This window comes from Marinobacter sp. B-21, from assembly GCF_056857895.1.
The window spans coordinates 17726-29800 of the sequence record NZ_JBSXNZ010000090.1 but is presented as its reverse complement, the minus strand read 5'-3'; the positions used below and the strand labels follow the sequence as shown (position 1 = coordinate 29800).

The 12075-nt window shown below is 59.6% G+C and carries 14 protein-coding genes; 4 read left to right on the top strand and 10 right to left on the bottom strand.

Translation table 11 applies throughout. The annotated features are described in order from the left end of the window. Window positions 1-126 precede the first annotated feature (126 nt). Genes AC13C0_RS21150 through AC13C0_RS21135 form a run of 4 tightly spaced genes read left to right on the top strand, consistent with a single transcriptional unit; the run spans window position 127 to window position 4145 of the window. A complete protein-coding gene (locus tag AC13C0_RS21150; RefSeq protein WP_482954935.1) occupies window positions 127-2106 on the top strand; it encodes a 4Fe-4S binding protein in 1980 nt (659 codons plus the stop codon). A gap of 19 nt (window positions 2107-2125) precedes the next feature. Next, the gene (locus AC13C0_RS21145) at window positions 2126-2971 is read left to right on the top strand and encodes an Mrp/NBP35 family ATP-binding protein (RefSeq protein WP_117619287.1); all 846 of its coding nucleotides are present in this window, start codon (window positions 2126-2128) and stop codon (window positions 2969-2971) included. After that, window positions 2968-3672: a biotin/lipoate--protein ligase family protein gene (locus AC13C0_RS21140; RefSeq protein ID WP_117619288.1), complete on the top strand. Its 705-nt coding sequence runs from the start codon at window positions 2968-2970 to the stop codon at window positions 3670-3672. The genes AC13C0_RS21145 and AC13C0_RS21140 overlap by 4 nt, the downstream gene beginning before the upstream one ends. Then, on the top strand, window positions 3669-4145 hold the full coding sequence (locus AC13C0_RS21135; RefSeq protein ID WP_117619289.1) for a DUF6505 family protein: 477 nt from the start codon (window positions 3669-3671) through the stop codon (window positions 4143-4145). The genes AC13C0_RS21140 and AC13C0_RS21135 overlap by 4 nt, the downstream gene beginning before the upstream one ends. Here the strand turns inward: AC13C0_RS21135 and AC13C0_RS21130 are convergent, their stop codons facing one another. The 10 genes from AC13C0_RS21130 to AC13C0_RS21085 form a co-directional block, all read right to left on the bottom strand. Then, window positions 4146-5393, bottom strand: a complete 1248-nt coding sequence (locus AC13C0_RS21130) for a molybdopterin-binding protein (RefSeq protein WP_117619290.1) — start codon at window positions 5391-5393, stop codon at window positions 4146-4148. Window positions 5394-5404: 11 nt separating this feature from the next. Continuing rightward, on the bottom strand, window positions 5405-5896 hold the full coding sequence (gene mobB, locus AC13C0_RS21125) for a molybdopterin-guanine dinucleotide biosynthesis protein B (protein WP_117619291.1): 492 nt from the start codon (window positions 5894-5896) through the stop codon (window positions 5405-5407). Next, window positions 5893-6480 (bottom strand): molybdenum cofactor guanylyltransferase MobA, encoded by a 588-nt coding sequence (gene mobA / locus AC13C0_RS21120; protein ID WP_117619292.1) that lies wholly within the window; start codon window positions 6478-6480, stop codon window positions 5893-5895. Before mobA ends, mobB begins: the two co-directional genes overlap by 4 nt. Window positions 6481-6492: 12 nt before the next feature. Then, complete coding sequence (locus AC13C0_RS21115; protein ID WP_117619293.1) at window positions 6493-7362, bottom strand: formate dehydrogenase accessory sulfurtransferase FdhD; 870 nt, start codon at window positions 7360-7362, stop codon at window positions 6493-6495. Window positions 7363-7410: 48 nt separating this feature from the next. Then, on the bottom strand, window positions 7411-8208 hold the full coding sequence (locus AC13C0_RS21110; RefSeq protein WP_117619294.1) for an ABC transporter substrate-binding protein: 798 nt from the start codon (window positions 8206-8208) through the stop codon (window positions 7411-7413). Between the two features lie 9 nt (window positions 8209-8217). Further along, complete coding sequence (locus AC13C0_RS21105; protein ID WP_205422213.1) at window positions 8218-8952, bottom strand: ATP-binding cassette domain-containing protein; 735 nt, start codon at window positions 8950-8952, stop codon at window positions 8218-8220. Then, window positions 8921-9616, bottom strand: coding sequence for an ABC transporter permease (locus AC13C0_RS21100; RefSeq protein ID WP_117619296.1), 696 nt, complete (start codon window positions 9614-9616; stop codon window positions 8921-8923). The genes AC13C0_RS21105 and AC13C0_RS21100 overlap by 32 nt, the downstream gene beginning before the upstream one ends. A gap of 84 nt (window positions 9617-9700) precedes the next feature. Continuing rightward, window positions 9701-10072 carry an acyl-CoA thioesterase gene (locus tag AC13C0_RS21095; protein ID WP_162893791.1) on the bottom strand — a complete coding sequence of 124 codons (372 nt, stop codon included), beginning with the start codon at window positions 10070-10072 and terminating at the stop codon, window positions 9701-9703. Between the two features lie 164 nt (window positions 10073-10236). Further along, window positions 10237-11367, bottom strand: a complete 1131-nt coding sequence (locus AC13C0_RS21090; RefSeq protein ID WP_117619298.1) for a zinc-dependent alcohol dehydrogenase family protein — start codon at window positions 11365-11367, stop codon at window positions 10237-10239. A gap of 32 nt (window positions 11368-11399) precedes the next feature. Then, window positions 11400-12074 (bottom strand): ATP-binding cassette domain-containing protein, encoded by a 675-nt coding sequence (locus AC13C0_RS21085; RefSeq protein WP_117619299.1) that lies wholly within the window; start codon window positions 12072-12074, stop codon window positions 11400-11402. Window position 12075: the final 1 nt, after the last annotated feature.

Here is a 12075-nt window from a genome sequence, read left to right as displayed (position 1 = left end):
GTTATAGCTTAAAACTAGCAGGGCCCGAACGATTATCCAATTGTCCAAAAGTAAATAGCTGTGGCATGCTCAAAAAGCGAACCGATACGTATACGCATAACAACAACGAAAAGAGTCGAATTCCTGATGACGGCACACAAGACCCTACTGTTATGTACCTGCGACAAAACACAGTCCTTTGATCCAGAGGCACTGCGGACGGCCGCGGCAGCTGGGCAGGTGATCGCGGTGGATCAACTGTGCGGCAACGATATGAAGACTGCCGCTGATCATCTGGGCGCCAGTAACGAATTGCTCATAGCCTGTGGCCAGCAGGCCGCTTTATTCGAGCGCCTGGGTGAGGACGTATACGCTGGGATTCAGCACTGCGCGCCGTTCAGTACCATCGACATTCGGGATCGCGCCGGCTGGAGTGCCGCCAGCGCGAAGCCCGGGCGTTTACATGCCAAGCAGGCGGCCTTGATCGCCGCGGCCCAACTGCCCGCTCCCATGGCGCCTGCGAAAACCATTCAGTCCAGCGGTGTGTGCTGCATTGTCGGCCCCACCGAGCAGGCCATCAGAATGGCCGAGCTGGTCCAGGACGAGCTGGGCGTCACCTGTATCGTCAATGATGCAGGCCCGATACAGCTACCCTCCGCCGCCTACGACGTGGCCAAGGGGCAACTGACGGGGGCTTATGGCGCGCTGGGCAACTTCAAACTGGAATTTGCCCAGTTGCAGACCCTGAATCCCGCCGGTCGCGGTGCACTGGGTTATGGCGAGGTTAAGGCCACCGCCCGGAGCGAGTGCGACGTGTTTATCGACCTGCGCGGTGTTGGTCCCGCGTTTCCCAGTCATCAAAAACGCAACGGCTACTTCTGGGCTGATCCGGTCAAAACCGGGGAATTGGAGCGTATAGCACTGACGGCGAGAGAGCGGGTCGGTGAGTTCGAGAAAACGGTGTATTTCAGGTTGGAAGAATCGCTGTGTGCGCATTCCCGGGCAAACAAGACCGGTTGTACCCGCTGCCTGGACGCCTGCTGCTCCGAGGCTATTTTTTCCGCCGGGGACCACATCCAGATCGATTCGGATATTTGCGCTGGTTGCGGGTCCTGTGCGGCGGTCTGCCCCACGTCTGCGGTGACCATGAACGAAACCCCGTTCGAGGCTCTGGTCAAAGCCATGGATGTCATGGCGAGGGTTTATCGCGAACATGCCAATGAAGCCCCGCGTCTGGTTTTTCACACGTTGAAAACGGGTGGTGATGCCATCGCCTACCTGGCTCGATATGACGATGGGCTGGCGGATGATCTGATTCCGCTGGGGCTGGAGAATACAGACCGGGTCGGCCATGCCGAGATAATGTCCGCGTTGGGCGCGGGCTACGCCGAAGTGTTGATCCTTGCCGACAACGAGATAGACCGCCGGGCGGTGGCTCCGGAAGTTGAACTGGCCCAGGCCATGCTCAAAGGTACTCATAACTCCCCCAGCCGGGTGCGGATTATTTCCGCCATCGAACTCTGCGACGCCGGCGACAACGCCGGGCGAGTGAGCGAACCGGTACTGCTGGTCGGAGGCCGCCGTGACATCACGCGGGTGACCGTCGGCGCGATGGCGGACAAGCTCGAAGCGCCGATCCCCCTGCCAGCGGGCGCACCTTACGGCGCGATCGAAATCAATTCCGACAAATGCACGCTTTGTCTGGCCTGCGTATCGCTGTGTCCCACCGGTGCCCTTGGCGACCATCCGGACCGGCCTGAGGTTCAGTTCACGGAAAACGCCTGCGTTCAATGCGGCGTCTGCAAAAGCACCTGCCCTGAGACGGCCATTACTCTCAAACCCCGGCTGGACTTGTCGAAGGACGCCCTGAGTGCCCGGACATTGCATGGCGAGGACCCCTTCGAATGCATCAAATGCGGCACGCCGTTTGGCGTCGCGAGCACCATTAACCGAATCGTTGAAAAACTGGAAAACCAGCACTGGATGTACAAGAACTCTGACAACGTTCAGCTCATCAAGATGTGTGACGACTGTCGGGTCAAAGCCCAGTTCCACGGCGAAAACGCGCCCATGGCGGGGGGCGAGCGTCCCCGGGTTCGCACCAGTGACGACTACCTGGACAGCTAAACATTAAACAGGACACAACATGGTTCAATACGTAGACGCAGCGCGACCAAACCTGATCGGTACCGACGCGCCCCGGCCACAGGACAGAAACCCGAAGGGCATTGATCGCATCATCGCCATCGCCTCGGGCAAAGGCGGCGTGGGAAAGTCCACAGTGGCGTCCAATCTGGCTGTCGCGCTGGCCTCGAAAGGTCTTAAGGTGGGCCTGTTGGACGCCGACGTCTACGGGCCCAGTCAGCCCCGCATGCTGGGTGTTTCAGGTCGCCCGTCCAGCCCCGACGGGCAGACCATCCTGCCCCTGCGCAATCATGGCGTGACCCTGATGTCTCTGGGCCTGATGGTCCCGGATGACGAAGCCATCGTCTGGCGTGGCCCCATGCTGATGGGCGCCCTGCAACAGATGATGAACCAGGTGGACTGGGGCCGACTGGACGTGCTGCTGGTGGATCTGCCCCCGGGCACCGGTGACGTCCAGATGACCCTGAGTCAGAAATTCTTTGTGGCGGGCGCGGTTGTGGTCTCGACACCTCAGGACATCGCCCTGATGGACGCGCGCAAAGGCATTGACATGTTCAACCGGATGGACGTGCCGCTATTTGGCTTGATCGAAAATATGGCATCTTTTGTCTGTGATGGCTGCGGCAAAGAACACCACCCCTTTGGGTCCGGCGGCGCCCGGGCTGAGGCGCAAAAGCTCGGAGCGCCCTTCCTCGGTGAAATCCCACTCGATCTGGATATCCGTGTCGGTTCGGACGGCGGCGTTCCGATTGTGGTGTCAAAGCCGGATAGCCCTCAGGCCAAGGCCTTCCAGCGCATCGCCGATGAACTTGTCGCCTCTGATGTCTACGCCCGGGCCATCCGATGAGTGAGTCACCTCAATTCCCGCCGCTATTCACCGGCGAAGTGCTGCCCAAACACACGGATCCCTTTGATAAGGCCGTCAGCCGGGCCATCGCAGGGGTTGATTCAGGCACGATTTTTTACTCCGAGGCGGTTGATACCTTGCGCGCGGCCCTGGTGCTGGCGCCGGAAACGCCTCTGGAAGAGGCTATTCAGGCCGTTTACGTTGCCCAGATAGGCCTGGCCGAAAGTCTGGGCGCGCTGGCCCCGCCCGAAGTGCCCGTTCACTTTGTATGGCCTGATCGGATCAAGGTCAATGGTGCGGTCTGCGGTGGCGTTCGCTTTGCAGCGGATGTGTCGGATCCTAAAGCCCATCCTGACTGGCTGGTCATTGGCATTGAGGTGCCCTTCATGCATTTGAGCGGCGAGCCGGGCGAAAACCCGAATCAAACCTGTCTGTATGAGGAAGGTTGCGTCGATATCACCCCCATGGCGCTGCTGGAAAGCTGGTCCAAACATACCCTGCTGTGGCTGACCTACTTCATGGACAGCGGATTCGCGCGCGTACACAACGAGTGGCGGCCACGCTGCGACACCCTGGGCGAGACGATCAGCCAGCCCCGGTCCGGTGTGTTTGTCGGCCTGGATGAAAAAGGCCGGATGCTGTTGCGTCAGGGTGTCATGACCGAGACAGTGAGTCTGATTGAATTCGCGGAGCACCTATGAAACTGGCCCGAACCCTGCGACTGGATATCTCCGATGACAATGTGTTTGAAGTGCCGGCCGCCAGCGGCGAATGGGCCATCTCGGGCGGATTTGAATTCTCCAACTGGACCGAAGCGGATCTGAAGGGGAAGGCTCGCCAGGCGTTCAGTAACGGCTGGTACAGCATCGAATCCGGTGGCCGCGCCAGTTTTGTGGGCGTGTGCGACATTACCGGGGCCGAACTGGAGCGGCTGCGTCAGACCCTGGCTCAAACCTTTGTGGAGGTGTACGGTGCGCCGGATATCGACGCCGCCTATCCTGTCGCCTGCGACGAAATCGACCAGATGCGCAGCATGTGTGAGGATTTTGAGGACAACACCCTGCTGATGGTCAGCCGCCGGCTGACCGAGTTGGGTGTTGAGGAAACCTACCAGAGCCGGGTGCCGCAGGATGCTTCGTTGGAAGCCTTTGCCGTCCACGGCAGCTACGAGTAATCACAACCCGAAGCTGCCGTAGGGAATAAACCGCACAGGGGTTCCCGGCTCTATCTGGCGGGCGCTCTCATCCAGTTCCACCAGGCCCTCGGACCAGGCCAGACCGGTCACCCGGCCCGATCCCTCAGAGCCGAAGACCTCAACCTGCCCGTTGCGGACCCGGGCGCGCAACATCTCGCTGCGCCCGGGCTTCTTGTTCTTGGTAAAGTTGGCGGGCACGACATAACCCTGGGGTTCAAACCATTCACCCCCGGCCAACAGCGCCATTGCCGGCGCGCCAAAGCGCAGGGCGCAGACCCAGGCCGCCACCGGATTGCCCGGCAAGCCCACCACGGGTGTGCCCCGGAACATGGCCAGCGCCAGGGGCCGGCCCGGCTTGATCGCGATGCGCCAGTTGCTGATGTCGCCATGGGCCTTCAGCGTTTTCGACACATGATCCTCGTCCCCGGCAGAAACGCCGCCACTGGTCAGGATCAGGTCGCACTGCTCAGCACCGCGCTCCAATGCAGCCTTCACATCCTCGGCCCGGTCCAGCGCATGGCCCAGGTCCACCAGTTGATAGCCAAGTTGCGCCACCAGGGCACTGAGCATCGGGCGGTTCGCGTCATAAATCTGCCAGTCGGTGACCGCTGAACCAACCGGCTTCACTTCATCACCTGTGGACAGGACACCGACGCGCAGCCGCTGATACACATCCACCGACTCGACACCGACGCTGGCGAGGACGGAAATCTGGGTAGGCGTCAGGCGGGTACCTGCGGTAAGAATCCGATCCTGCGCCTTGATGTCCTCTCCGGCTTTGCGTGTGTTGGCGCCGGCTTTTAGTGTGCCGTTCAGGTGCAGCTTTCCCTCTGTGACCTCGCAGTCCTCTTCCAGCACCACCGTATCCGTGCCGGCCGGAATCACCGCACCGGTCAGAATCCGGATAGCATGGCCCCCGGGCACATGCCCCATGTACGGCTCCCCGGCGGCACTGCGGCCATCAACCAGGGGCAGGGCGCAGGGCACCTGAGTTAGAGGTCCCGCAAACGCATAGCCATCGACCGCCGAATTGTTGCTCGGGGGGTGAGCGCGAGGCGCATGGACGTCGCTCGCCAGTATCCGGCCATTGACCTGTGACAGCGGGACAGCGCGATCCACACCCACCACAGGATGCAAGCGTGAACGTAGCCGCTCCAGGGCCTCGTCTACCGGCGTCCAGTTCACCCCGGGGGGCAGGGCAAAACAGTCGTTACGAAGCGGGTTCATAGCTCTCCCGTTCATGGTTTTCCAGGGGTCAGAATAAAGTCAGCGATTCCGGGCACATCGTTCAAATCAAAGCAGGGGCCCGCAAACTCCGAGGCATAGTCCGTCGCCACGGCAATAATACTGGCGTCTTCCGGGTGAAGGGGCGCACGGGAGCTTTCCCGCCTGTGCACCTCAATTTTGGGGTGTGAATGGGTCTTGAACCCCTCGACCACGACCCAATCGCAGGGGCCCAGCCGGGCCAGCAATTCATCCAGCGTCGGCTCCCTGGCGCCCCGCAGCTCGTGCATGATGGCGAAACGCTGTCCACCCGCCAGGATGACCTCTCGCGCCCCGGCATCACGGTGTTGGTAGCTGTCGGTGCCGGGCTGGTCCACATCCACCGTGTGATGGGCATGCTTGATCGAGTTAACCGTTAATCCCCTGCCGGACAGCTCACGAATCAGAGCGGCGGCCAGGGTGGTCTTTCCGCAGTTTTTCCAGCCCACGATGCCTATAACGTTCACTTCAGGTGTTTCTCCGCCCAGGCCAGGTCTTCCGGCGTATTAATGTTGAAAAAGTCGTCCTCACCAAAAATCACCAGCGTCTCACCCTGGGCCTGGGTCCACTGACGAATCTTGCGGACACCGTCGTTCAGGGCGGCTCTCAGATTATGCCGCAACGCGACCTGCCAACGGCCAAAGGTTGGCTGGGGCAGTCGGCCGCGTTCCGGATCCGGCGTGGCCGCCAGCACCACCGGGGTATCGCATTCGGCCAATCGTGCTGCCAGGTCCAGAGGGAACGACGGGGTATCCGCGGCGACGCTGATCAGCCACTCATGGCCCTGTTCGGCAGCCCAATCCATGCCCGCGAGCACACCCGCCAGCGGGCCCGGAAAATCACCAATCGAGTCGGCCACCACCGGCAGACCCAGATCATCAAACCGGCTCAGATCCCCGTTGGCGTTTAACACCACGGCGTCGACCTGCGGCGTGATTCGGTCGATGACACGATGGATCAATGACTGATCGCCCAGCATCAATCGTCCTTTGTCACCACCGCCCATTCGGTTTGCCTGGCCACCGGCCAGAATGACCGCACACTCAGTCATGCTGTGCCTCCGTCAATCATGCTGCGCGCCTTTGCGCCGCAGCTTTTTGTCTTCATCGGGAACCTGCGACAAATCCTGATCGAACACCAGGCGATGCTGGCCGCCGAGGCAGGTGAATTTCCTGCCTCGCATCCTTCCGATCAGCGTTAACCCGACCTGCCGGGCAATATCGACACCCCAGGCGGTAAAGCCTGATCGGCTGATCAGGGTCGGGATGCCCATCAGGGCCGTCTTGATCACCATTTCGGAGGTCAGACGGCCAGTGGTGTATAGGACTTTGTCGGCCGCCGGGATGCCGTTTAAGTGCATCCAGCCTGCGATCTTGTCGACCGCATTGTGACGCCCGACATCCTCCATGTAGGCCAGGATCTGGCGTCCCTGACACAGGGCAGTGCCATGAATGGCACCGGTTTCCATATACAGGCTGGGCGTGTGGTTAATCTGATACGAGAGATCGTAAAAGGTACTGGTGTGCACCGGTGTATCCGGCAATGACAGCCCGTCAAGCCCGGCCATCATATCACCAAACACAGTGCCCACGGCACAGCCGGAGGTGCGGGTTTTCTTTTTCAGCTTGGTCTCTACATCGGTAACACCTGCGGTACGGACCACAGCGACTTCCAGCTCTTCGTCGAAATCAATCTTCGTGACCTGATCGGTCTCTTTCAGCATACCCTGGTTCAGGAGAAAACCGAGCGCCAGATACTCCGGGTGATCGCCGATAGTCATTGCCGTGACGATCTCCTGGCTGTTCAGATAGATGGTCAGGGGACGCTCTTCGATCACGCTGATCGACTTCGGTTGGCCGGCTTCATCAACGCCCTCGACGGTGCGGGACAGCCGGGGGTCGGTCGGGTTAGGTAGAAGGGGTGCACTCGTCATTATCGCTTTAGTCCGCTCAGGAAATACACGTGCTCGAATCTGGCTGGCCTAGTCGGCGTTCGGGAAAAACAGCTGCTTGCCGTCAACCTGATAGGCACCAATCGCGGCTTGTCCGGTGTCAGACAGCAACCACTGTGCAAAGGTCTCCGCCGCCTCTCGATTAACGTTCGGGCATTTTTTCGCACTGACGGGAATAACACCGTACTGGTTGAAAAGGGCGGGGTTTCCCTCGAATAGAATGGCGGCGTCCTGTTTGTTGGCAAAGGCGATCCAGGTGGCTCTGTCCGTTAACACATAGGCGCCCAGGCTCACACCGGTATTCAGGGTTGCGCCCATGCCGCTGCCGGTTTCAAGGTACCATTGACCGGATCCGGCGTCAGGGTCGATAGCGGCCGCCTGCCACAATGAGCGTTCTTTTTTGTGTGTCCCCGAATCATCACCGCGTGAGGCAAATTTAGCGCCGGCTTGCTTGATTCTCTGCAGAGCGTCAATGACGTCGCGGGCGTCTGCCAGATTTGCCGGATCGGCTTTGGGTCCAATGATGACAAAGTCGTTGTACATCAGGTCGCGGCGATAGTCGCCATAGCCATCAGCAACCAATTTTTCCTCGGCCGGCCTGGCGTGAACCAGAAGCACATCGCCATCACAGCGCCTGGCATTTTTGATCGCCTGTCCCGTGCCTACGGCGACGACATTCACCTTTATGCCGGTGTCCTTTTCCAATAGCGGTAACAGGTAGTCATATAGGCCACTGTTCTGGGTTGAGGTGGTGGACTGAACGATGATGGTATCCGCCAGAGTGTGAGCGCTGAAAGCCAACGCAACGCAGATGATCAGGTGCTTCATAGCCGTCCTCTAAAACAGGATTTCGCCGGCTAAATACGCTTTAGCCATCGGGGTTTTGGGCGCGGTAAAAAACTGACCAGCCGGGCTCTGCTCGGCTATCTGCCCATTGGAAATAAATACGATTTCATCGGCTAAACGTCTAGCCTGACTTTGGTCATGACTGACCAGAATAACCTTGGTGCCCCGGGCGCTCTGGGCTTTGACCAACGATTCAATTAATAGCACCGATGCCGGATCCAGGCTAGCCGTCGCCTCATCCAACAGCAATAACGCAGGCTCACTCAACAGGGCCCGAGCCAGGGCCAGTCGCTGTTGTTCTCCACCGGACAGCATCCGGGCCGGTTGATCGGCCCGGTCAGCCAAGTTGACAGACTCCAGAGCCTGAATCAAACGCCGGGGGGCGGTCTTGGCGATCCTGGGGGCCGCAAAGGCCAGATTCTGTAGCGCCGTTCGGCGCAGCAGTACCGGGTGCTGAAAGACCATAGCCTGTTCATCGCGACTGGCGGCCACCGTCAGGGAGCCCAGAGTAATCAATCCTTCATCCGGAGTGATCAGTCCATGCAAACAGCGAAGGAGCATGGTTTTTCCCGCGCCGTTCGGGCCCATAATCACCGTGATGCCGGGTTCATCAATCCGCAGGTTTACACCCTGCAACACGGCACGATCACCTTTAATAAGGCGCAGGTCACTGATAATGATAGGCAGGAGCAGGTTAGGCATATTGGCGCTTTGCAGCGTATTCACGGACGCCGATCACCAGTGCGTTGACCAGCAATGACAGAGTCAGCAACACCGCACCCAGGCCCAGGGCAAGGGTCAGGTTGCCCTTCGAGGTTTCCAGTGCGATGGCGGTGGTCATGACACGGGTCAGGTGATCAATATTGCCGCCGACGATGATAACGGCGCCTACTTCGGCGATGGCCCGGCCGAAGCCCGCCAGAATGCAGGTGGTCAGCGCATAGCGGGCATCCACCAGATAGGCCCCCACCGCGCGGCGCCCGGTGATACCCATCGAGTAGAATGTATCCCTGTACTCCTGATGAAGGTGCTCAATCACCTGATTCGAAAGAGCCGCGATAATCGGGGTGATCAGCACCACTTGCGCGATGATCATGGCAGAGGGTGTGTACAGCAGGCCCAGCCAACCCAGCGGACCGGACCGTGACAGCAGCAAATACACAATCAGCCCCACCACCACGGGGGGCATGCCCATCAGGGCGTTCAGCAAAAGGATGCAGAATTTGCGTCCCGGGAATCTGGTGATCGCCAGCCAGGTCCCCAGAGGCAAACCAATGACGGCGGATACGACCAGCGCACTCAGGCTGACCTGGATGGACAGCCAGAGAATTTCAAATAAATCCGCGTCCAGTGTGATAATCAGTCGGAAGGCTTCAGCCAATGCATCCATTTATAAGGATAGTCCTGAATTAGTACATTGAGGATTCAAGCCTCTTTGCCCAAGATTCGCAAGGATTTTGAGCGGGCTTATGTTTCAGTCCACCAGTATCCGCTCAAGTGCCGCCCGGATTTCGCCGGGGATGGGGGCCGATGCATGTTTCCTGCGGTCCACGAACACGTGCACAACCTGACCGAATGCGGCCGCTTCCGGATCGCCTTCCCTGAAAACGCCAACCTCGTAAGTCACCGAGCTTCCGCCGATTTTTACCACGCGGAGTCCTGACTCGATGGCCTCAGGATAGGCTACCGGTTTTCGGAACTGACAGTTTGAACTGACGATATATCCGACGACGGGGGCATTGTGGATATCCAGGCCTCCCTCATCAATCAGATACCGGTTTATGGCCGTGTCGAAGTAGGAATAGTAGGTGACGTTATTGATGTGCCCATACACATCGTTGTCCATCCATCGCGTGGTGACGGGATAAAAAACGGTGAAGTCTTCTCGTTCCAATGTCGGGCTCCTGAATCTGTGTTAGGCCGGATTGTTCAACTGTAAGGACATAATGTTCTCACATAAAGAGAACCGGTCCGGAAATCGTTCCGGGAAACAGGGCCCGACCGCTCCGACTAATCAAACAGGACAACCTGGCGGACTGCCTTGCCCGAGGCCAGCTTTTCAAATCCCTCGTTAATCTGGTCCAGGGTTAGCGTGCCGCTGAGCAGTTTGTCCACCGGCAGCTTGCCCTGACGAAACAGGGTGACGTAGCGGGCGACATCACGTACGGGAACGCAACTACCGACATAGCTGCCTTTGAGGGTCCGTTCCTCGGCAACCAGGCTGACTTGCTGGATGGCGACTTTCTTTTCCGGATGGGCCAGACCGCCGGTGACGGTGGTGCCACCGCGGCGGGTGATCTGGTAGGCGAATTCCAACGCTTTTTCGGAGCCGGCCATTTCAATCGCGCAGTCCACGCCGCCGCTGGTCAGGGTCTTGATCTTGTCCACGCAACCATCTTCACCGGAGTTGAAGGTGTGGGTCGCCCCCAGTTCCTTCGCCAGCGCGAGCTTGTCTTCGTCCAGGTCAATCGCAATCACCTCGCCGGCTCCGGCTACCAGGGCGCCCAGTACGCTGTTGAGGCCGACCCCTCCGAGACCAATGACGGCCACGGCCTGCCCCGCCTTGATGTTCGCGGAGTTGATGGCGGCACCGACGCCGGTCAGTACCGCACAACCGAACAGTGCAGCGTGATGCAGGGGTAGCGCTGGATCGACCTTGACCAGGGAGTCCCGCGATACCACTGCATGATCGGCAAAGGCGGAAACCCCCAGATGGTGATTGATGGCGGTGCCATCCGCCCGGTGCAGGCGGTGTTCGCCGCTGACCAGTGTGCCGGCGTTATTGGTTTTCGCTGCAGGCTCGCACAGGGCCGGCCGGCCTTCCGCACAGGGGGCGCAGTGGCCACAGCTGGGTACAAATACGGCGACCACATGATCACCTTCTTTCAGGTCACGGACTCCGCTGCCGACCGATTTCACAATACCCGCGGCTTCGTGGCCCAGGGCCATGGGCACCGGGCGCGGCCGGTTACCGTCGATCACCGACAGGTCGGAGTGGCACAGGCCGGCGGCTTTGATCTGCACCAGCACCTCATTATCGCCGGGCGGGTCCAGTTCCAGTTCTTCAATGACGAGCGGTTTGGTGTCTTGATAAGGGCGCTCGGCACCAATGGCTTGCAGAACGGCGGCACGAATTTTCATTGAATCTCTCCTCGGTCAATCGTTGTTCGGGCTCAGTCCACTGACGCCGATGCGTGTTCACGACCCGCCGAAACGGAGCCGCGTTCGATGCGCCAGGTGGCGTCTACCAGATCCGCAGAGTGGGTGTCGTCCGACTCTGCGATCAATACCGTCAGGCCTTCCCCGCGCAGGTCTGCAATGACAGACGTCAGTCGCTTGGCCAGTACCGGCGCCACGCCTTCGAATGGCTCGTCCAGCAGGATCAGCTCCCGACCCGGTATCAGGGCGCGGCCCAGGGCGACTAGTTTTTGTTGACCACCGGAGAGCTGCAGGGCCTTGCGCTCTCCGAAATCGGCGATCTCCGGCATCAGGGAATAAATCCACTTCAGTCGCTCTTCACCGTCTTTGATTTTGTTCGCCCAGGCCGGCATCAGCATATTTTCGGTAACGGTCAGTTCCGGGATCAGGCGGCGGTCCTCCGGCATATAGCTGATGCCCATACTGGCACGGTTATAGGACGCATAGCGGGTCAGGTTCTCTCCCTTGAACTCGATCTTGCCGGCGGTCGCCGGCAGCAGGCCCATGATGGCCTTGATCAGCGTCGTCTTGCCGGCACCGTTATGGCCGATCAGACTCGCCATCTCCCCGCCGGGAATGGTCAGGTTTATATCCCGCAGAATACCGATTTTCTCGATCGAGACGTCAAGGTGGGTGATGTTAAGACTCATG